The organism is Aeromonas sobria (genome assembly GCF_006243315.1).
Taxonomy (GTDB): Bacteria; Pseudomonadota; Gammaproteobacteria; order Enterobacterales; family Aeromonadaceae; genus Aeromonas; species Aeromonas sobria_A.
This window is the reverse complement of record NZ_NKWE01000093.1, coordinates 1-21,301: the sequence shown is the minus strand read 5'-3', so window position 1 is coordinate 21,301 and position 21,301 is coordinate 1. Positions and strand designations below refer to the sequence as shown.

At 57.8% G+C, this 21,301-nt stretch carries 15 protein-coding genes, 5 tRNA genes, 1 pseudogene and 2 riboswitches; of the genes and pseudogenes, 10 read left to right on the top strand and 11 right to left on the bottom strand.

Going from position 1 to position 21,301, the window contains the following annotated elements; all coding sequences use genetic code 11:
• The first annotated feature begins 31 nt into the window (after positions 1–31).
• The 7 genes and pseudogenes from cutD to CF137_RS21770 all read left to right on the top strand — a co-directional run.
• Positions 32–979, top strand: a complete 948-nt coding sequence (cutD, locus tag CF137_RS21800; RefSeq protein WP_101324017.1) for a choline TMA-lyase-activating enzyme — start codon at positions 32–34, stop codon at positions 977–979.
• Between the two features lie 12 nt (positions 980–991).
• The gene (locus tag CF137_RS22495) at positions 992–1,444 is read left to right on the top strand and encodes a BMC domain-containing protein (RefSeq protein WP_101324016.1); all 453 of its coding nucleotides are present in this window, start codon (positions 992–994) and stop codon (positions 1,442–1,444) included.
• Positions 1,441–2,061 carry a phosphate propanoyltransferase gene (locus CF137_RS21790; protein ID WP_101324015.1) on the top strand — a complete coding sequence of 207 codons (621 nt, stop codon included), beginning with the start codon at positions 1,441–1,443 and terminating at the stop codon, positions 2,059–2,061. The genes CF137_RS22495 and CF137_RS21790 overlap by 4 nt, the downstream gene beginning before the upstream one ends.
• A 12-nt stretch (positions 2,062–2,073) precedes the next feature.
• On the top strand, positions 2,074–2,772 hold the full coding sequence (locus CF137_RS21785) for a hypothetical protein (protein WP_101324014.1): 699 nt from the start codon (positions 2,074–2,076) through the stop codon (positions 2,770–2,772).
• 20 nt (positions 2,773–2,792) lie between these two features.
• Positions 2,793–3,203: a DMT family transporter gene (locus CF137_RS21780; RefSeq protein ID WP_101324013.1), complete on the top strand. Its 411-nt coding sequence runs from the start codon at positions 2,793–2,795 to the stop codon at positions 3,201–3,203.
• Between the two features lie 17 nt (positions 3,204–3,220).
• The gene (locus CF137_RS21775; protein ID WP_101324012.1) at positions 3,221–3,550 is read left to right on the top strand and encodes a DMT family transporter; all 330 of its coding nucleotides are present in this window, start codon (positions 3,221–3,223) and stop codon (positions 3,548–3,550) included.
• A 193-nt stretch (positions 3,551–3,743) separates the two neighbouring features.
• A pseudogene (locus CF137_RS21770) lies at positions 3,744–4,235 on the top strand (DUF932 domain-containing protein); the annotation flags it as partial.
• Between the two features lie 138 nt (positions 4,236–4,373).
• Here the strand turns inward: CF137_RS21770 and yajD are convergent.
• From yajD to CF137_RS21715, 10 genes are all read right to left on the bottom strand, one after another.
• Positions 4,374–4,721 (bottom strand): HNH nuclease YajD, encoded by a 348-nt coding sequence (yajD, locus tag CF137_RS21765; RefSeq protein ID WP_042021689.1) that lies wholly within the window; start codon positions 4,719–4,721, stop codon positions 4,374–4,376.
• A 140-nt stretch (positions 4,722–4,861) separates the two neighbouring features.
• Positions 4,862–4,937: transfer RNA gene (locus tag CF137_RS21760), tRNA-Ala, on the bottom strand.
• A 34-nt stretch (positions 4,938–4,971) separates the two neighbouring features.
• Positions 4,972–5,047 (bottom strand) — tRNA-Ala (locus tag CF137_RS21755).
• A gap of 48 nt (positions 5,048–5,095) precedes the next feature.
• Positions 5,096–5,171, bottom strand: a tRNA-Ala gene (locus tag CF137_RS21750).
• Between the two features lie 63 nt (positions 5,172–5,234).
• Positions 5,235–5,310, bottom strand: a tRNA-Ala gene (locus CF137_RS21745).
• A gap of 28 nt (positions 5,311–5,338) precedes the next feature.
• Positions 5,339–5,414, bottom strand: a tRNA-Ala gene (locus CF137_RS21740).
• Positions 5,415–6,191: 777 nt separating this feature from the next.
• Positions 6,192–8,123, bottom strand: coding sequence for a glycoside hydrolase family 19 protein (locus tag CF137_RS21730; protein WP_139721630.1), 1,932 nt, complete (start codon positions 8,121–8,123; stop codon positions 6,192–6,194).
• A gap of 78 nt (positions 8,124–8,201) precedes the next feature.
• Positions 8,202–10,823, bottom strand: coding sequence for a glycosyl hydrolase family 18 protein (locus tag CF137_RS21725; RefSeq protein WP_139721628.1), 2,622 nt, complete (start codon positions 10,821–10,823; stop codon positions 8,202–8,204).
• Positions 10,824–10,921: 98 nt separating this feature from the next.
• A riboswitch (cyclic di-GMP riboswitch) is annotated at positions 10,922–11,009 on the bottom strand.
• 518 nt (positions 11,010–11,527) lie between these two features.
• Complete coding sequence (locus CF137_RS21720) at positions 11,528–14,122, bottom strand: glycosyl hydrolase family 18 protein (RefSeq protein ID WP_139721626.1); 2,595 nt, start codon at positions 14,120–14,122, stop codon at positions 11,528–11,530.
• 109 nt (positions 14,123–14,231) lie between these two features.
• Positions 14,232–14,318: riboswitch (cyclic di-GMP riboswitch) on the bottom strand.
• Positions 14,319–14,552: 234 nt separating this feature from the next.
• Positions 14,553–18,008 carry a hybrid sensor histidine kinase/response regulator gene (locus tag CF137_RS21715; RefSeq protein WP_139721624.1) on the bottom strand — a complete coding sequence of 1,152 codons (3,456 nt, stop codon included), beginning with the start codon at positions 18,006–18,008 and terminating at the stop codon, positions 14,553–14,555.
• Between the two features lie 215 nt (positions 18,009–18,223).
• On the opposite strand from CF137_RS21715, the gene CF137_RS21710 reads away from it, so the two are divergent.
• The 3 genes from CF137_RS21710 to CF137_RS21700 are packed head-to-tail and all read left to right on the top strand — an operon-like array spanning position 18,224 to position 20,229.
• Positions 18,224–18,772, top strand: coding sequence for a DUF2975 domain-containing protein (locus tag CF137_RS21710; protein ID WP_139693838.1), 549 nt, complete (start codon positions 18,224–18,226; stop codon positions 18,770–18,772).
• Between the two features lie 7 nt (positions 18,773–18,779).
• Entirely contained in the window at positions 18,780–18,989 is a 210-nt protein-coding gene (locus CF137_RS21705; protein WP_101316315.1) for a helix-turn-helix domain-containing protein, read from the top strand.
• Between the two features lie 7 nt (positions 18,990–18,996).
• The gene (locus CF137_RS21700) at positions 18,997–20,229 is read left to right on the top strand and encodes a M1 family metallopeptidase (RefSeq protein ID WP_139721622.1); all 1,233 of its coding nucleotides are present in this window, start codon (positions 18,997–18,999) and stop codon (positions 20,227–20,229) included.
• Positions 20,230–20,306: 77 nt separating this feature from the next.
• Here the strand turns inward: CF137_RS21700 and CF137_RS21695 are convergent.
• The coding region (locus tag CF137_RS21695; protein ID WP_139721619.1) for a 3-phenylpropionate MFS transporter at positions 20,307–21,301 on the bottom strand (995 nt) is incomplete at its 5' end.

Sequence of the window (21,301 nt, the reverse complement as noted above, 5' to 3'; positions counted from 1 at the left end):
CGGCCTGCCATATCCGGAGATGGAGGCAAGCATGAACGCAAACAATGAATTAACCGGGCGCATATTCAACATCCAGAAATATTCGATATATGACGGCGATGGTATTCGCACGCTGGTTTTTTTTAAAGGCTGCAATCTTCGCTGCCCCTGGTGCGCCAATCCTGAAGGACTGAACAGCCAATTTCAGGTGATGTTCTCACACGACAAGTGTATTAACTGCGGTGATTGCGTTAACGTTTGCCCGGCCGGGGTTCATTACCGGGCCGAGGAGAATGGGGTCATTAAACATTTTGTCGACCGAAATAAAGATTGTATCGGTTGTCGAAAATGCGAAGAGGTCTGCACGCAGAACGCACTGGATATAATGGGTAAAGATGTCACTGTCAGCGAGCTGATGGAAATCATCATGCAGGACTACGATTTCTACATCTCATCCGGCGGTGGTGTCACCATAGGCGGCGGAGAAATGAGCCTGCAAACCGACTTTGCCGTCGCGTTATTTCGCGAATGCAAGAAGATGATGCTCAATACCGCCGTGGAAACTCAGGGCACCACCACTCTGGCCAATTACCAGCAGCTGGCCCCCGTCACCGATACCTTCCTGTTCGATATCAAACAAATCAACAGCGAACAGCATAAAGCGATGCTTGGTATCGGCAATGAAGGTATTCGACGCAATCTCGAATGGCTGGTCGATTACGGCGCCAACGTCATTATCCGTATGCCGCTCATTCGTGGATATAACGATTCATGGGACGCCATCACCGGCGCTATCGAATACATACAGAAATTGGCTAAACGTGGAAACATCCTGCGGATCGACATGCTGCCATACCACCAGTTGGGGCGCAAAAAATATGAACGGCTGGATATGCCATACCCCATTACTCAAGACCCGTCTTACACCCCGGATGAATTAGACCGGTTGGAGACGTTCTTTAAGAAATTTGATTTTGATATTCGCTTGGTCCGTCATTAACAGGAGCCGAAAATGAAAAGTTTAGGCGTAATTGAAACGCGAGGATTAGTCGCCGCCATTCAGGCCGTAGACGCTGCCTGTAAATCTGCAAGTGTCAACTGCATTGGCTATCGCAAGGTGGGGTCGGGGCTGGTGAGTGTCTGCTTTGAAGGGGAGATCAGCGCCATTCACACCGCCATCGAGCGTGGGGTCGCGGTTGCAGCCACGATCGACAAGCAGGTTCATTCATTGGTGATTGCCCGTCCAGAGCCAAGCGCGGTGGCAGCGCTCAGCAATCTCAAAGGCCAACCGCCGCGCGCACAAGCAAACACCAACATGGACATGACTGCCGAGACGAGCGCAGCCCCGACCCTGTCACCGAAAAACAGTACAGATGCCGAACCAGTCACCCCGCAGGCCACGCAGCCCACACTGGATCTGGCGGAAGATAAAAACGCCGCAGCAAGGAGAGGGAGGAAGGCATGATCGACCTCCAGTTACATCAAAAAATCGCCACCCGGCTGAGTCAGGCCACTCCGGCGATACCGGTCGGGATCTCGAACCGGCATGTGCATCTGGCCCAGCAGGATGTCGAAGCGTTGTTTGGTCGGGGTTACGCCCTGACGCCGCTAAAACCGCTACGCCAGCCGGGTCAGTTTGCTGCCGAGGAGTGTGTCACTGTGGTCGGCCCCAAAGGCTCGCTGACCCGTGTTCGCGTGCTCGGCCCAACGCGTCCGGCTTCGCAGTTGGAAATCTCTCATGCCGATTGCTTCACCCTTGGCATCAAGGCTCCGGTTCGTGAATCCGGCCAATTAGAAAATGCGGGCTGTGCGCTGCTCATCGGTCCGGCAGGCCACGTTGAATTGCGTTCTCAGGTGATTTGCGCCTGGCGACATATCCACATGTCGCCGCAAGATGCCCGTCAGCTGAATGTGACCAACGGCCAGAAAGTGAGCGTGCGCAACAACGGCGAGCGCCAGCTGACTTTCAATGAAGTGCTGGTGCGGGTACGTGATGATTTCGCCTTGGAATTTCATATCGATACCGAAGAAGCTAACGCCGCCGGATTGAAAAACGGCGCACAAGTCACGCTGATCGGTTAACGGAGAACCGCCATGACCGACGAACAGATTGAACGCCTGGTCGAACATATGATCCAGCGCCTGCAGCCGCCACTGCTGGTGATGGTTACAGCCACCGAGGGTTATCGGGAGGCAATTCGAAGCCGCCTGGCTGGATGCGGGCATCGCCTGCATCTTGCGCTGGAGGAAGACATTGAGGATGCAATGCAGTGGAAACCACTGGGTGAAGCTGTGGCGACCAGCGTTTGGCAACAGGCCCTGCCGCAAACACCGTATCGCGCACTGGTGCTGCCATTTCTCGACTATCCGCTGGCGATGGACCTGCTGAGCGGCACGCTCCGCAGTCCCGTTGCCCAGCGCTTGCATGATGCCTTGTTGACTGGATTACCGGTGTTCGCGCTGCGGTATCACTGCGATCCGGCTAGCGAACTGAACCAGCTGCTGGGGGCGAAACCAAATTCAGCTTACGCAGGCCATATGCATATTGCACTGACCCACCTGAGTGAGATTGGCGTCACTTTGTGCAACATAAATGAGCTGCTGGAGAAGCTGGCATCGGGTGATGATTCAGCTCCAGTGCCCGCAAGCACCACGAGCACCGCCCGGCGTTATCTCACTGTCAGTGATGTAGAGATGAATCCGCTGCTTGCCAGTGTACCCGAAGCGCAGCTGACTGATGCAGCAATCGACTTTTTGAAAAGTAACAGAAAAGAAAAATCTTACCTTAAATAACAAACCCGGAGTTTTAACTTATGTCTTCAAAAACAAAATGCTGGTTATGGATGCTGTTGGTTATTTTTTCAGAAACCTCAGCAACGTCGACATTGAAAATGTTTGGTAGCAGTGAAGGTAATACCAAGATGATGCTACTCGGTCTACTCGTGTTGCTGTATTGCACCTGTTACTACTCGCTATCTCGAGCGGTAAAAGATATCCCGGTTGGACTGGCTTATGCTACTTGGTCCGGCACAGGTATTTTGGTCGTGTCTACCTTGGGCATGGCATTTTACGGACAGCATCCAGATACGGCAGCTATTATCGGCATGGCAGTTATTGCTAGTGGCATTGTTATAATGAATCTGTTCTCAAAAATGGGTAGCGAAGAAAACGAGATTTCTTCAGTTGAGTTAACAAATTCATTAAATGAAAAAAACGCCAATTAATATAAATGGAGTTGTTTATGTTTAATTTAGGTTTTTTGTGGTTGGCACTTTCCATTGGCTCTGAAATTACCGGTACATCAATGATCAAAAAAACAGATGGATTTAGAAAACTAGCTCCGTCGGTATTAGTGGTTTGTGCCTACAGCCTGTGTTATTTCGCACTAACACGCGCAATGAGTACGATTCCTGTGGGGGTTGCCTACTCGCTATGGTGTGGGTTTGGAATCGTCGGAGTTACTATCTGTTCAATGATCCTGTATAAGCAAAAACCGGATTTCCCTGCAATCTTGGCCATGGTTCTTATTATTACTGGTGGAATAATCATGAACGTCTTCTCATCGATGTAAATACGGTAAGAGCCATAAATGAAGGCGTTTGACATCCCATCGTAATAAGTGACAGCGGTATCACTTACTCAAACCATAATTCGTCATTTAGGCCACACACTGAATCTTCATGAATAAAATTCAAGACATATTTTATCTCCATGAACCTACCTCAGGGACTGCTCCGGCAGTCCCTTTTTCATTGGAGATCTCTATGGCTCATTTGATTGATTCCATGGCCTACACTGGCCAAACACCCTGGCATGGCCTCGGCAATGTTTTACCCCCGCAGCAATCCCTCGATGTCTGGCTGCAAGCTGCCAAGATGGACTGGAGCATCGAGCAAAGCGATGTGCTGTATCAGGGCTCGCCTGACAATCCCATCCTGCACACCTACCCCGACAGCAAAGTCCTATACCGTTCCGATACCATACCCCCCTGTCGGTAGTCTCACAGCGCTACAACGTGGTACAGCCCCATGAGGTGCTGCACTTCTATCAAGATTTGGTGGAAGTGGGTGGTTTCGAGCTGGAGACCGCAGGCTAGCTCAAAGGCGGTCGTAAGCTGTGGGCCTTGGCCAAGACCGGCCAGGACCTGATGATCAAAGGCGGTGACCTAGTGCAGTCTTATCTGCTTGCTGGCGACCAGCTGTGACGGCACTCTCTGTAGCACCGCACAATTCACCTCGGTGCGGATGGTGTACAACGGTCGCGGGAGGAATGGCGGTCACCCGCCAGCCCCCGCACAGATCCGGATCTGCGCGACTAACGCATCCGGGTACGGATGCATCACTCGTGAGCTCGGGATCAACAATCTCTGTGAATCCATTCTGTCAGCCATCCCTCTACGACTTCTTGTTCATCCGCGCTTTTAAATCCGCAAAGGGGTTGTGGGTCGCACCACCGGCAGCATTTTTGGCATCTTCGCCAGCAACGACCGTTGACCCATATTGATAAGCTTCGGTGTATTTTGAATGCTCATGATCGTGACAGTACAGACAAAGCAGTTCCCAGTTACTGCCATCTTCAGGATTGTTGGTATGGTCGTGATCGATGTGATGAACCGTCAGTTCGCGAAGGTTAGAGTACACGAACTCCCGAGAGCAGCGTCCACATATCCAGGGATAGAGTTTCAGGGCTTTTTCACGGTAGCCGCTTTCCAACTGCGCATAGTGCTTAGAGATAATTGCCATAATTGATACCAGCCCTCCTGAACGTGTGAATGCAATATGGTAGCACTGCGGCAACACTGCTCGGCTGGAGAAATAAAATTTTCGTACAACAAAAAGGCCACCGCGATGCGGTGGCCTTTTTGTTTCTTGTCACAAGAATTTGGTGGAGCTACGCGGGATCGAACCGCGGACCTCTTGCATGCCATGCAAGCGCTCTCCCAGCTGAGCTATAACCCCGATTTGTGTGAATGACCGGCAGTCATTCTGAATTTGGTGGAGCTACGCGGGATCGAACCGCGGACCTCTTGCATGCCATGCAAGCGCTCTCCCAGCTGAGCTATAACCCCAAATTCGGTACTGAATGAATGGTTCTGGCGGCCATTCATCCTAAATAGTGGTGGAGCTACGCGGGATCGAACCGCGGACCTCTTGCATGCCATGCAAGCGCTCTCCCAGCTGAGCTATAACCCCACAAAGGTCGGCTTGGGTGATACACACCGCACTGCCCTGGGTACTTCATTTCAATCAGGAACCTGGTGGAGCTACGCGGGATCGAACCGCGGACCTCTTGCATGCCATGCAAGCGCTCTCCCAGCTGAGCTATAACCCCTTTGATTCCAGATTGTTCGAGGAGAATTTGGTGGAGCTACGCGGGATCGAACCGCGGACCTCTTGCATGCCATGCAAGCGCTCTCCCAGCTGAGCTATAACCCCAACTCACCTCGGCGCTGACGAAGTTATCTCCGGCAACGGAGGCGGATGATAGGCATCGTGAGCTTTGCTGTCAACCCTAAAATAACTGCCATTGATTCGTTTAGTCAAAATTGCAGCAGTCCGCTGTTTTTACCAGCAAGGAGCATGCTATCTCTCTGTTTTATGTCACAAATCGGCTCAAACTCCGATCTCAAGCCGCGATAGAGTGCGGCCCGTGCAGCAGGCCCCTTTCCGATGCAACGCTTCCGTTCTCTTGCCTTATATTGCAGTTGCGCAAGCAGACTCGCCCTCATCACCCCAATACCCCCCCTCCATGAACAAGAAACCCTTTCCATAAAGAATGTTGCACTTGAAAACCCTTTCTATGATTTTGGTAAATTTACAACATAAAAAGTTGATCCAGCTCACAGATAGCCATAGGATCAAACCGTGACCCAGGTCACACACCATAACCATAAATGACAGAGCGATGAGGTAATCTATGTTTGAGAATCTGGCAGTCCTGTTCCGCCTAAAGGGCGCAACCACCAAGAGCGGCATTGTAGAGAAAGATGCCTATGCCCCGTCCACCCGTGAATACTACTTTCGCTACGGCAAGTGAGTCGTGAAAGTTTTTCATAAATAACAGTAATAAAACTACACCACACACATCCTATCGCAGCGCCATCAGGTGCTGTCCTGTCCCGGCCAGAGAGAGTCCTCGGCCAAACCTGAACTCCACCAAACGAGAATGGGGCCCGCAGGCCCCATCTTTTATTGCATTGGCTTATTGCCGGATCACAACTTAATCCAGGCATCGCTCCATGCGGTTCCCTTACCTGGCTCATAAGCCCAGGCTGCACCGGAACACCAGCCGGTGTAGGGATGCGGTTTGCACTCGTAGCTGGCGTCGCCATTGCTGACGCGCTCGCCCGCTTTATAGGGAGTGCCCGCTTTGTAGGCCGGGTAGTCACCATCCGGTGGGGTTACGCCCCCCTCTTCCCCTTTGACCAGCAGAGCGTGGTTAGCGCTGCGGCTCAGGTTCCCTTCATCGGTCACCATCAGCTTGATATCCAGCTTGGTATCGGCTGCCGGCTTGGGCAGGGTCAGCTCCAGCGTGACCTGATCCAGCGCCGGGGCAGAGGCACCAACCGGAATGGTCCAGGCATACGCCAACGGCTTGCCTTCCGGATCGCTGGAGTGCTGGGCCGACAGGGTTACCTTGCTGCCGCCTTCGGCCTGCGCCGGGCCTGTGATGCTGGCCACCGGCGGCAGGTTGGTACCACCGCCATTGTCTTCAATCACCAGCTCGGGATAGAAGTGCTGGACGCAGCGGGTGTAATCCCCCTCCTTGAAGGCGCTGAAACGGGTCTGGTAACCCACCAGCTTGCACGCATAGCTCTTGCCGCCGTTCGGATTCTCGGCCACATAGCTCCAGTCCTGCTCCCAATAGATAGGCAGGGCACCGGCGCCTTCGTTGTCAAAGTACTTCATCCCTTTGCAACCCAGCACTTCGTCAGCCGGTACCGGCACGGCGAGGTAGTTGGCAAACTCGCGGTAGTAGTTGATACGGTTCTGGGACTGGGCATGCTCGGCATTGCCGCCACACTCAACGCCACCGTTGATGATCTGGGTAGTCACCCCGAAACCGGGTACCAGTCCGTTCTGCTTGTCATGCTCGTTCGGCTGCCAGGTGCCATCAATGACGTGCAACATGGAAGGCTTGGGCGGCTGCGGATAGGTATAGAAGAACACCGCGCTGGCGAGGTTCAACCAGCTGTCAGCCACCAGCTCCGGCTGGTCAAGCAGGGTGCGCACCGTGCCAAACATCGCCTCGGAGAAGGGGCCGTAGTTGTAGTTGTAAGAGAGCTGCTTGGCACCACGACCGAAATAGCTCTTGAACTCACCATTGTCGAAGGTGCCGCATGGCCACTGCTGACCCTGCCATACGCTGGGGCTGCACTCGGCGTTGTAGCCGCCGCGCATCGCTTCGGTCCAGCCCATTTCACGGACATAGACCAGCGCCTGACGCCATTCGGCTTCCGGACGCCAGCTCTCGTGGCCACCGGTCTCCTGGGCGAAGTGGGCAAACATGGTCGCCAGGGTCTTGCGACAGATAGCCTCGGCATCGCGACCATCGCTGTAGTTGCTGCACAGGGCCGGGAACTTGGCAGCCGCCTGCAGCAGACCACGATAGCTGTACTCGGGGGCACGCAGCGGGAACAGGTAGTTGAACTGGCTCTCGCTGAGCAGGCTCTCCACCAGCTTGACGTTATCCGGGTTGTCGGCACGGCCCGCTTGCACCGCTTCCACCACCAGATTGTCGCGGGTAGCGATAGATGTCTTGACCGCTTCCATCCCGGGGAAGTCGGTCAGCGTCTGCTCTTTGGCATCCAGCTCGGCCTGGCTCATATAGACAGGAGCTGTGGTGCCATCCGGCGGCGTAGGTGTTGGTGTGGGCGGAGTGGGCTTGTCGTCGCCGTCGCCATTGTCCGGCGGGGTCACTTCACCTTCACCGATCAGCTTCCACGGGGTATCCCACTCGTTGGCAGCCGCCATACCGGGAGTCTGGCCCGGGTTGACCCACCACTTGGCCTCGAACACCTGGCCGTTGTAGTTGACCTGGCTACCGCCCGGGTAGGATTTGTTGATGTCGTATGCTTCGGCCGCCCACAGGTGGCCGCTCAGCATCAAGCCGGCAAGCAGAAGGGTGATGCGATTTTTTTTCATTATTGTTGCTCTCTTAACTTTATTAGCAGACAAAAACGGGGTCTGAACAGACCCCGCCACAATCATAATGATCTCAACTTAACGGCAGCTTGCTGCACCGACATCAACCCAGACATCGTTCTTGCCCGGCTCATTACCTTGAGTCCACCACTTGGCCTTCCATTGACGACCGTTGTGGTTGGTCAGGTCCCCACCGTTGTAGACAACAGCAGCGTTCCAGCCCAGATCAACCTGGCTCTCCAGTGACCACTGATCCGCAGTGCGGCTCGGTTCATTGCCCTGGGTCCAGTATTTGGCACGCCATACCAGCTGGTTATGGCTGACCTTGTCACCACCGTTGTAGACCTTGCTGGCCTGCCATGCAGGCTGGTTGGCAGCTTCAGGATCTGTGGTGGTACAGCTGTCGCCACCTTCACCGCCATCGTTAATCGGCGTAACGGTAAGACGAGTTACCGCGCTGGCGTCGAGTGCGCCATCGGAGACGGTCAGAGTCAGGTCATAGCCAGTCTCGACATCCACCGCTGGGCCAGTGACGACCAGGGTCTCGCTATTCTGGCCGGTGGCCGTGATCCCGGCAGGCACTTGCCATTGGTAGATCAGCTCGTCGCCATTGGGGTCGGATGCCTTGGCGGTGATGCTCACCTGCTTGCCCTCTTCTACTTTGAAGCTGGCAGGCAGCGTAACGACCGGAGGCAGGTTGGGTTGCGGTGCCTTGTTGGTCACCACCACCTGATCCTTGGCAGCCAGTTGCTGGTCATCAGTCACGGTCAGCTCGAATACCAGTTGGGTATCGGCACTGACGGCGTTCACATCGGCCCGCACCTTGGCTTGCGTGGTATCACCCAGTACGGCCTGCGGACCGGAGAGCTGCTTCCAGCTGTAGGTCAGGGTACCCTTTTCCGGATCGTGAGAGGCGGAACCATCCAGCACCAGGGTGGCCGGGCCGGTCACCGCCACATCGCTGCCCGCATTGGCTACCGGCGGCTTGTTGACTGGCGGGGTGATCCCTTCACCATGACCGAGGCCTTCATGCATGGCGTTGAGGATGTCGCCGTTATCGGCATCGATCTCCCAGGAGAAGAGGCCACCCAGCTTGTTGGCCAGCACATACTGGCCCTTGGCCTTGACGGAGCGATCGTCATCATAAGTGATCAGCTCACCAGTGGAGGGCTTAAACAGGGTCGCCGCTTCGGCGGTCTCGTCGTAGTTGTATTCCCAACCCGCACCCATGTGGTTATTGACGATCTGGCGATAATCGACCACGCCATCTTCCCAGGTACCCTTGATCTTGCCAGTCGCGGTACCGGTGAAGGGATCGTTGCCCTGATAGCCGCTCACCCCTTTCCAGCCACGGCCATAAGCCGCCGCACCGACCACCAGTTTTTCGGAATCGACACCTTGTGCCAATAGCAGATTGACCGCTTCATTGGTGTTGTAACGCTTGTTGGCGGAGCCATTAGTCGCTTGATACAGGTTGGCCTGATGACCCAGCTGGGTATTGCTCCAGCCACCGTTGTAGTCGTAGCTCATCACGAAGAGGTAATCCATGTACTGCTGGGCAGCCTTGTAATCCACATCTTCAATCTTGTCATAACCGGCACCGATGGCAGAGGTCAGCTCATAGGTGCGACCGGTCTCTGCTTCCAGCTCGTCGAGCATGGCGCGCAGCTCTTTCATGATCAGCACATAGGTAGCCCCATCCTTGGTCTTGTCGCCCAGGTTGGGGTTGGCGCCGTCACCACCCGGAAACTCATAGTCGATATCGACGCCGTCAAAGAACTTCCAGGTCTGCAGGAACTCTTTGACCGAGGCGACGAACACGTCACGCTTTGCCTTGTCATGCATGAAGTAGAAGGGGTCGGAGAGAGTCCAGCCGCCGACAGAAGGGAGGATCTTCAGGTCCGGATAGGCCTGCTTGAGGGCCATCAGGTTACCGAAGTTGCCCTTGTAGGGCTCGTCCCAAGCACCCAGCGTGCCTTGTGGCGCTTGTATCGCAGCCCAGGGATCGTGGATCGCAACCTTGAAATCTTCGCGACCGGCGCAGGATTTTTGCAGCGCTCGGAAGCTGTTGCCGTTCTCGATCTCTTTGAGGCTGTCGTTGATGCCATCACCGCCGCAAATCGGGGTGAAGCCATAGAGGATATGAGTCAGGTTCTGTGCCGGGATCTTGTTTACCGGGAAATTTCGACCGTAAACGCCCCACTCAACGAAGTAGGTACCGACTACCTTGCCGGATTTGTTGGCATAGGGCTTGTTGTGTTCCTGCAGAGTCGGCTTGAGCGGAACAAGGTGACTACCATCGGTATCGGCAATCAGGATCTCTTTGGCATCAGACAGGGTGCAACCATCGCCGTTGCACAGCGCGACCTGCATCTGATAGCGACCACCTTTGTTCACCTTGAAGGTGGCGGTGCCGGCCGCTGAAGAGGGACCAGACCACACTTCCTTGCCATCCAGCAGCACTTTGGCGGTCTGGCCAATATCGCCACTCCAGATGTTCCAGGTAACGGTGACATCGGCGGCGTCTTTGCGGGTCACCAGTTGGTTGTATGCACTCGCGGAGGGGTTGACTTCGACAATGGCAAACTTGGTAGGGCCCCAACCGATGGCGGGTTTACCGGGAGCGGCTGCATAGGCAGTCGATGAGGCGAGCAGGCTACCGACCATCATGGCCAGCAACGCAGGTTTTGGACTTAGCATATTGCTTTCCTTTACGTTATTGAAAAACGAAAGGGCAACGCAACACGACAGGTAACACAAAGATGACCACCCCTTGGCAAAGGCAGTCTGCATAACACTGTGGTGGCCCCGCTATCTTAGGTAAACATGTCCCTTAAACCGGAAGCTTTGCGTCCCGACTTTTCAATCGGTTTGCCCTTATCACAACTTTATTCTCAGCGATAAATAATCGCTGATTGACTATATGGGTATTCAAGGGATTAAACAAATCCGACCATTGCCTTTTCCCTCGAAAAGAAACGTCACAAGTGTTTAATTTTTAAGGGTTAATTGTTTAAAACCAGATGATTGAAACATACACTTTATTCACAACAACAGAGGCCATGGCTTGGCCATGGATCGAGCCATAAAATAAACCGATAAAAAACAATAACTAACAAAAGTGTCATTTACTAAATGCCACCCTGAACATGAGTTAATAGTGGTTTTATCGGCGCGCTTTTGTCACTAGCCCCGCAGCCTCCCCCCACTCAATTGACCATTCAGATACGACAAAATTGTTCGTTTGACTTTACGCCCGGGGCCGCCAGTACCGCCCCTAACCAAAAAGTGGCGTGGTGGCCCACTGAATATCAGAACGCGGTGGGGTAAAGAGGCGCTGGCACTGAGTGCCAGACAAAAAAACGGGGCATGACTGGCATGCCCCGTGACCATTCAACTCTTATTTATTTACAGCTGGCGGCCCCCACATCCTGCCAGACGTCGTGTTTGCCGGGCTCGCTGCCCTTGGTCCAGTACTGCGCCTTCCACTGACGGCCGTTATGGGTGGTGATCTCGCCACCGTTGTAGGCCACATTGGCATCCCAACCCAGTTGCACCTTGCTCACCAGCAGCCACTGATCCGTGGTGCGGCTTGGCTCGTTGCCCTGAGTCCAGTACTTGGCCTGCCACACCAGCTGGTTGTGGCTCACCTTGTCACCGCTGTTATAGGTGGTTGCCGCTTTCCAGACTGGCCAATTGGCCGCATCCGGATCAGTCGCCGTGCAGCCACCGCCGCTGCTGGCCGGTTTGACCGTCAGACGGGTTGCCGCGCTGGCATCCAGCCCGCCGTCGGAGACGGTGAGACTCAGGTCATAGCCGGTGTCGCTGGTCACGCTCGGGCCGGTCACCACCAGGGTGGCGCTGTTCTGGCCCGTGGCGGTGATGCCTGCCGGCACACTCCACTGATAGGTCAGGGGATCGCCATTCGGATCGGAGGCAGTGGCCTTGATGGTCACCTGCTTGCCCGCCTCCACCGAGGCCGTGGCTGGCACGCTCACCACCGGCGCCAGGTTGGCTTGCGGCGCCTTATTGGTGACAACAACCTGATCCTTGGCACTCAGCTGCTGGTCATCGGTCACCGTCAGCTCGAACACCAGATTGATGTCGGCTGCCACCGCATCCAACACCACGCGGGCCTTGGCTTGAGTGGCATCGAGCAAGCCTGCCTGCGGCCCGGAGATCTGCTTCCAGCTGTAGCTGAGGGCGCTGTTCTCCGGATCGTGGGAGGCCGAGCCATCCAGCGTCACCTCGGTCGGGCCGGTCACCTTGAGGTCACTGCCCGCGTTGGCCAACGGCGGCTTGTTGACAGGCGGCGTGATGCCACTGCCGTGGCCCAGCCCTTCGTGCATGGCGTTGAGGATGTCGCCATTGTCGGCGTCGATCTCCCAGGAGAAGAGGCCACCCAGCTTGTTGGCCAGCACATACTGCCCCTTGGCCTTGACTGATCGCTCGTTGTCATAGGTGATGAGATCGCCGGTCGCCGCCTTGAACAGATAGGGCCCCTCGGCCACTTCGTCGTAACCCTGCTCCCAGCCAGCACCCATCCGGTTGTTGACGATGTCGCGGTAATCCACCACCCCATCTTCCCAGGTTCCTTTCACCTTGCCGGTCGCCTTGCCGGTGAAGGGGTTGTTGCCCTGATAACCGCTCACCCCGGTCCAGCCACGGCCATACATGGCGGCACCGACCACCAGCTTGCCGGGGTCAACCCCCTGCGCCAGCAGCTGATTGACCGCCTTGTCGGTGGTGTACTTGGTATTGGGATCCCAGCTCGCCGCATAGAGGTTGGTCTGGTGACCCAGCTCGGTGTTGCTCCAGCCACCGTTGTAGTCGTAGGTCATCATGAAGATGTGGTCCATGTAGGGCTGAGCCGCCTTGTAGTCCACATCCTGGATCTTGTCGCCCCCCGCCCCGATGGCCGAGGTGAGCTCATACTGGCGACCGGTCTCGGCCTCCAGCTCGTCGAGCATGGCCCGCAGCTCCTTCATCAGGGTCACATAGGTAGCGCCATCGCTCGGGCTACCCAGTTTCGGGTTGGCACCCTGTCCGCCCGGATACTCCCAGTCGATATCCACGCCGTCGAAGAACTTCCAGGTCAGCAGGAACTCCTTCACCGAGCCGACGAACACATCGCGCTTGGTTTTATCACCGAGGAAGTAGAAGGGGTCGGAGAGAGTCCAGCCACCGACCGAGGGGAGGATCTTGAGGTTCGGATAGGCCTGCTTAAGTGCCATCAGGTTGCCAAAGTTGCCCTTGTAAGGCTCGTCATGGGCGGTAAGGCTGCCTTGCGGCATCTGGATGGCAGCCCAGGGATCGTGCATCGCCACCTTGAAGTCGGCGCGGCCAGCACACGCCTTCTGCAACGCCTGGAAGCTCCCTTCGATCTCTTTGAGGCTGTCGTTGAGGCCATCCCCGCCGCAGATGGGGGTGAAACCATAGAGGATATGGGTCAGGTTCTGGGCCGGGATCTTGTCGACGGTAAACTTGCGGCCATAGACCCCCCACTCCACGTAATAAGTCCCCACCACCTTGCCGGACTTGTTGGCGTAGGGCTTGTTGTTCTCTTGCAGCGCGGCCTTGAGCGGCACCAAGTGGCTGCCGTCGGTATCGGCGACCACGATCTCCTTGGCATCAGACAGGGTGCAGCCATCGGCGTTGCACAGCGCCACCTGCATCTGGTAACGCCCCCCTTTCTTCACCTTGAATTTGGCGCTGCCCGCAGCGGCCGAGGGGCCGGACCACGCCTCCTGGCCATTGAGCAACACCTTGGCACTCTGGCCCAGATCGCCACTCCAGAGGTTCCAGTTCACCTCCACATCGGCGGCATCCTTCCGCTTGACCAGATTGTTGTAGGCAGTGGCCGCCTGATCGACTTCAACGATGGAAAACTTGGTGGGGCCCCAGCCGATGGTCGGCTTGCCGGGCGCCGCAGCATAAGCGGACGAGGCACAACATAGACCGACCGCGAGGGCCAGCATGGTAGGTTTTGGACTTGGCATTTTTTTATATTTCCCTATTTCGTTATGTGGACAACGAAAAAGGACAACGCGTCTGACAGGTAACGCAGACTGCAGTGCGGCCTCTTGGCAAAGGTGCACAACAACAACCTGTGGTGACCCCGCTATCTCAGTACGGCTCATCCCTGGACCGGAAGCTTTGCGTCCCGACCTCACAATCGGTTTGCCCTTTAGCTACTTCATTCGCGATAAAAAAAATCGCATACCGACTATAGAGTGAGCGGATTTGCCGCGCTACTGTCGACTTTCACAACAAGTGGCGTACCAAAGTGGCAATCGGTCGTTATCACACGAAATAGTGAAGGGATCATCGCCAATCCGGGGCTATGTCTGACGAGCTATCATGACGATGGCTGTCGCCATATTTGCACGGTTTTGTGAGCCGGTTCACGGCTTGCTGCCCCGGGCGCTGCTATCGCAGCAACAGGCTGTTCATCAGGGCCCGCAGTTTGAGTGGTTTGACCGGCTTGCTGATGTAGCCGTAACCCCTCTCGCGGATCTGCGTCTGCAACTCGCTCTTCCGATCGGCGCTGATGATGATGCCCCCCAGCTCGTCGCCACACACCTGCTGCAGCGCAGCCAGCGCCTCCAGCCCGGTCTTGCCATCGTCGAGGTGATAGTCAGAGAGCACCAATCGCGGCACAAATCCTTCTGCCAGCAGCGCCTCGGCTTCGACCAGATCGACGGCGCACTGCACCTCGCAACCCCAACGGCCGAGCAGGGTGCTCATGGCGGTCAGAATGTCCCGCTCGTTGTCGATGCAGAGCACGGCTACCCCCTCCAGCTGGCTGTCGCGCACCACAGGCGCGGCCAACTGATGGGGCACGACCGGGCGGGTGGCGAGCGTGAGGGTCACCGCAAAGACCGAGCCCTTGCCCGGCCAGCTCTGCAGGGTGAGCTGATGACCGAGCACCTGCGAAATGCCACGGGCGATGGCAAGCCCCAGACCCAGCCCCTGCTCCTTGGCGGTGCGGGAGTGATCGAGGCGGGAGAACTCGTCGAAAATTGCCTCCTGCTTGTCCTGCGGGATGCCGGGGCCGTTATCCCACACCTCGATGCGGATTTTATCCCCAATCCGGCGACAACCGAGCAGCACCCGGCCCGCCGGGTTATAGCGAAACGCATTGGTGAGGAAGTTCTGCAACACCCGCCGCAGCAGCCGCACATCGCTGTGCACCGCATGCTTGCTCTCCACCACCGAGAAGTGGATCCCCCCCGCCTGCGCCAGCACGCCAAACTCCGCCTTGAGGTTGTCGAACAGATCGCGCAGGGCGAAGTCGATCTTCTTGGCCTTGAACTTGCCCGCTTCGAGCCGCGAGATATCGAGCAGATCGGTGATGAGATCTTCGGTCGCCCCCAGCGCATCGTCGATATGGCGGGCGATGCGGGCCTGCTCGCCAGATGGCGGCAACATCTCCAGCAGGGAGGAGGTAAACAGCTTGGCAGCATTGAGGGGCTGGGTCAGATCGTGGCTGACCGCCGCCAGAAAACGGCTCTTGGAGTGGTTGGCCCGCTCCACCTGCTGGTTCACCAGCAGCAGCTGGCGGTTGAGTTCGGAGAGCTCATGAGTGCGCTCGGCTACCCGCGCCTCCAGATGTTCGTTCGCTTCGCGCAGCACCCGTTCGGCGTCGCGAAACGGGGTGATGTCGGTAAAGGTCATGACGAAACCACCGGCGGGCATGGGGTTGCCCTGCATCTCGATCACCCGCCCATCCGGGCGCTCTCGCGCCGAGATATGGGCGCTGCCGCGCTTCATAAAGGCGACCCGCCGCGCTACGTGATCCTCAATGTCGCCATTGCCACAGAGCCCCTGCTCGGCGTTGTAGCGGATGATCTGCTCGATGGAGCGCCCCGCCTGAATAAGCCCCGGCGGATAGTGAAACAGCTCGATGTAGCGGCGATTCCAGGCCACCAGTCTGAGCTCCCGATCCACCACCGAGATCCCCTGCCCGATATGCTCGATCGCCCCCTGCAACAGGCCGCGGTTGAAGCGAAACACGTCGGAGGCCTCATCGACTATGGTGGCGATCTCCTCGAGTTGCATGTTGCGCCCCTGCAGGGCAGAGGCAAGCACCAGCCGCGCCGACGAGGTGCCAAACACCCCCGCCAGCAGCCGCTCGGTGTGGGCGATAAGCTCGGCCGAGGCCTGCATTTGCGGCGCCAGGGTGCCGCCCCGCTCACCGGCAAAACGGCCAAAGGCACGCTTGACCCGGCTCGAACCGACAAAGCGGGCCGCCAGCATCTCCAGCTCCTTGACCGAGACCCGCGCCTGATAGAGGGCGGCGGTATCGCGACTCGGCTTGCCGACGAAGTTGGCCGCCTGCAACCGCTCGCTCACCGCCGGACGGGACAGCAAGGAACCCACCACGTAACCGAGCAGGTTGAGCACGAGACTCAGAAAGATGCACCAGGCGCCCAGGCTGAGATCGCGAAAGGCGGGCCAGTCCGGCGGCGCCAGCAGCTCGGCCAGCGGCGAACCGGCCAGCAAGCCGCTCTCCACCAGCAGGGTCACGAACCAGAGGCTCACCCCGAGGAAGAGACCAAGATAGACCCCTTTGCGATTGCCGTGGCGCCAGTAGAGGCCAAGCAGCAAGGCTGGCGCAAACTGGGCCACCGCGCCAAACGACAGATAGCCGATGCGGGAGAGACTGGTGAGATCACCGAGCCAGAGGTAGAGCCCCCAAGCCGCCAGCAAGATCAGCAGGATGGCGCCACGGCGCACTTGTAACAGCAGCCGCACCAGCCGCTCGTCACGCCCCTGCCGCCAGAAGCGGCGCAGCAGCACCGGCAACACCAGATCGTTGCTCACCATGATCGCCAGCGCGATGGTGCAGACGATCACCATGCCGGTGGCCGCCGAGGTGCCGCCGAGAAAGGCCAGCATCGCCATGCCATCAAAACCGAGGGCCATCGGCAGGCTGATCACATAGGTGTCGGAAGCCACCTCAGCCCCCAGCCACAGCTTGCCCGCCAGCGCCAGTGGCCAGATAAAGAGTCCCATCACGAACAGGTAGAGCGGGAAGATCCAGCGCGCCCAGTGGAGATCCTGCCCCTGATTGTTCTCCACCACTGTCACATGAAACTGGCGCGGCAGGCAGATGACGGCGCACATCGCCAGCACCGTATAGATGGCAAGCTCCAGCAGATTGCCGGGGCTCACCGCCATCACCTGTGCAAAGAAGTCGCGGGTCACCTGCTCGTGGGCAACGCCGGGTTTGCTCAAAATCAGCCAGAGGGCAAAGCCCCCCACCGCGATAAAGGCCAGCAATTTGACCACCGACTCGAAGGCGATGGCCACCACCATCCCCCTGTGGTGCTCGGTGGCATCGAGATGGCGGGTGCCGAACAGTATGCTGAACAGCGCCAGCAGCAGGGTGACCCCGAGCGCCAGCTCGCTGGTGTTGCTGGTCGGGCTGATGCCACCGCTATTGACCATCAGCAGATCCAGCCCGGTGACGATGGCTTTGAGCTGCAACACCAGATAGGGGAGGATCCCCATGATGGCGATGAGGGAGATCACCATGGCGAGCCGCTGGGATTTGCCGTAACGGGCGGCGATAAAGTCGGCGATGGAGGTGATGTGCTCACGCTTGGCCACCAGAATGAGCCGGGCCAGCAACCGCCAGCCAAACAGGAATACCAGCATGGGGCCAAGATAGATGGGCACTGGCGACCAGGGGGATTCACTCGCCTGTCCCACAGTGCCGAAGAAGGTCCAGGAGGTACAGTAGACCGCCAGCGACAGGCTGTAGAGCAGCGGTTGCCCCTTGAGACGGTGCCGTTTGTGCTTGTCTGCCACGAAGGCGATCAGAAACAGCAGCCCCAGATAGGTGAGCGACAATCCGATCAGCAGCCATCCCTGGTGCATCGATAACTCCTTGTCCATGTTGAGTTTTTGTATACAACCTCGCCAGTCTAGAGAGGCAGCAGCCAAAAGTCATCCCCTTCGGACAGATCAAAATTATCGTTTTTCAATAAGTTTTGCCTTGACTGTATATCGTAAAACAATAAACATTGCCGATATGAATATTGATAAACGATAAACTTTACCTTTCAGATAAAAACATCACGGCGAGGAATGAGATGATATCCAACAAACTCGAACGCTCGAGCATGCTGATCGAATGGCTGCTGCTGTTGGCACTGCTGGCTACCCCTTTGATCACGTTGCTGGAGGTGTGGACCCCCTTCGGTGGCGCCGATTTACTGCAGGAGAAGCTCAACACCATCTTGAACCGTCCCGGCATCAATCCTGCAGACTATCCGCTTCACTTCCCGACCCGGCTGCTCGGCACCCTGGTGCAGTTGCTGCCGGATTTGGTCTTCATGATGATGCTGTGGCAACTGCGTCAGCTGTTTCGCAGCTACCGCGCCGGTCTGCTGTTCACCTTCGAGCAGATCCGCCGCTACCGGCAGATCGGGCTGCTGCTCTGTGCAAGCTTCGTAGTCGAGTTGATCCACCTCCCCCTGCTGGATACGGTGCTCACCATGAGAGGCCCAGAAGTACTCGGTACCATCTCTCTGAGTACCTCCGATTTTCGGGTACTGCTGGCGGGACTTATCGTACTGGCGCTGGCACTGGTGATGCGCGAGGCCAAACTGCTGGCCGACGAACAGCAACTGACGGTGTGAGGATCCTATGCCCATTATCATCCGGCTCGATGCCCTGCTGACCGAACGCAAGATGACCGCCCGCGAGCTGGCCCAGCGCATCGACATCACCGAGGCCAACCTCTCGATCCTCAAGAATGGCCACGCCAAGGCGGTGCGCTTCTCCACTCTGGAGGCCATCTGCCGTGAACTCAAATGCCAGCCCGGCGATCTGCTGGGCTACGAGCAGGAGCGCTAACCCCCTTATGAGTCGTCATATCACCCTGCTTGCCCTGTGGCTGCTGCCACTGTGGTTGCTGCCACGGTGGGCCTGCGCTGCCGATGGCACGAGCGGCCCCCGCTACCTTATCGAGCAGGGCGCCAGCGCCAATCTGCTGCAAGTGCACCTCACCATGCAGGGCGATCCCCCTTTTACCCTGCTCCCCGCCCGTCAGTTGCCGGGCAATACAACGCCGGTTTCACCCGCGCTGGTCTGCCTTACAGACAACCAGCCGGTTGCCCTCAACCAGCCTTTTTCCTGCAAAGAGATCGGCTGGCAGATCACTCTCACACCGGCGCCAGCTCTGGGGGCTGATGCCTCGGCCCAGCAGTCGCTGCTGTTTGCCCCCAACCAGTGGCTATTGACCGAGTGGGGCAATCTGGTGCGCCAGCAGGGGAGCCACCGAGGGGAGATCTGTCTGCCGGATGGCTCCTGCCAACCGCTGCCGAGTGTCAACCAGCCGCCACTGATCCTGCCATTTGGTCTGGAAACAGTGCCCGTCACCCAGCCGGACCCGCGGCTGGTGCTCAGCCATGACGAGACCGCCAATCAGCTCGATCTGCCTGCCTTGCAGCAGCAACTGAATGACATCATCGACTATCTGGCCTTCCAGCTTGATGTGGCCCCACCCACTCACCCGTGGCAACTGGTGTGGCTGGGGCGGGATGTGGCGACCCGCTCCCTCGGCGGCGCCGCCGGGGATCAGGTGTTTGTCGCCAACTACCCCACTATGAATGGCAAGCCGACGCCACAGGCCCCCTTGCGCCTGCTGCGCACCTCGGCCCACGAGGCGGTGCACATCCTCAGCGCTCGCCACGCTGCGCCACAGCCCACTTGGGTCAACGAGAGCCTCGCCGAGTACCTCGCCATCAAGGCGTTGCGCCGCTTTCGGCTGCATCAGGTCACGGCGGTCAACGAGCTGGCCGAGCGAGGCAAACAACTGCCCCATCACGAGAGCGGCCTCTATCGGGCAGCCCGTGAGGTGATGGCTGGCGATCGTTCCTACTACCCGCTCTTTTACGTCAAGGGGAGCGCCTTCTGGGAAGCGCTGGAGCGGGAGCTGCAACACAATGACGCCACCCTGGCGCGACTGCTCCCCCAACTGGGGTGGCTGCCGGATGGCCGCTTTGATGCCGCCGCCAATGAGCTGCTTGCAGGCACCATCGGCTCGGATACCTGGCGCCGCCTCAGCCACCACTATCTTGGCGAGCAGCAGTAACGCCGCAAACCGCAGCAACGAAAAAGGGAGAGCCATGGCTCTCCCTTTTGCTAGGTGATGATTCAGATAGGCCGGTATCAGGCCGGAGCACTCTCCTGCGCAGACGGCGCAAAGGGGCGCAGCCGCAGGAAGAACACCGGCAACACCACCAGTACCATCAGGAAGAAGATGCCGCCGCCGAGGGGCTCGAACAGCACGCCGCAGACTGCCATCAGGGCCGCCACCGTCATGCCGAGGCCAAGGGCCGCATAGAGCGCCTGGGTCGGGATCAACTGCTCGGCCGGTAGCTGGCGAGTCATGAAGCGCACCGCCCCCAGATGGCTCATGCCGAACGTGACCGCGTGCAGCAGTTGCCCCAGCACCAACACCCACAGCTCGGTCGAGGCACCCAGCAATACCCAGCGCACCACACAACCGATGGCACCGGCGATAAAGAGGCTCTGGGCGCCAAAGCGTTGCAAGAAGCGCTTGTCAGCGGCGAACATGCAGATCTCCGCCACCACCCCTAGCGCCCACAGATAGCCGATGATGGTACCGCTATACCCTTGCGCCTTCCAGTAAATGGCACTGAAACCGTAATAGGCTGCGTGGCTCCCCTGTAGCAGGGCTGTCAGCAGCAGGAAGCGGCGCACCGGTGCGCTGCGCAGAGTCACCAGCAAAGAGGCCTTGGCGCGCTCGCCCTGACTATCTTGTGGCGTCGGATAGAGCGGCAACCAGCTGAGCAGCAGCATCAGCACCAGCCCCGCCACCATGGTGTGCAAAATCCACTCGCTGCCAAAATTCCCCACTAGCGCCCCCACCAGCGTCGAGGCGACGATAAAGGCAAAGGAACCGCACAGCCGCACCTTGCCGTAATCGAGGTGGGCCTGCACCACCATACGGGTCGCCAGCGCCTCCCCCACCGGCATCAGGGTCGGATAGATAAAGTTCGCCAGCAGGGTCAAGCCCACCAGCCACCAGAGGTTATGACTGAGATAGAAACCGAGAAACGCCAGCAGACTGAGCAGGGAGAGCAATCGGGTAACCGGCAGCAGATGGCCCGCCCCCTTGATCTGCCCCATCACCATCAGGT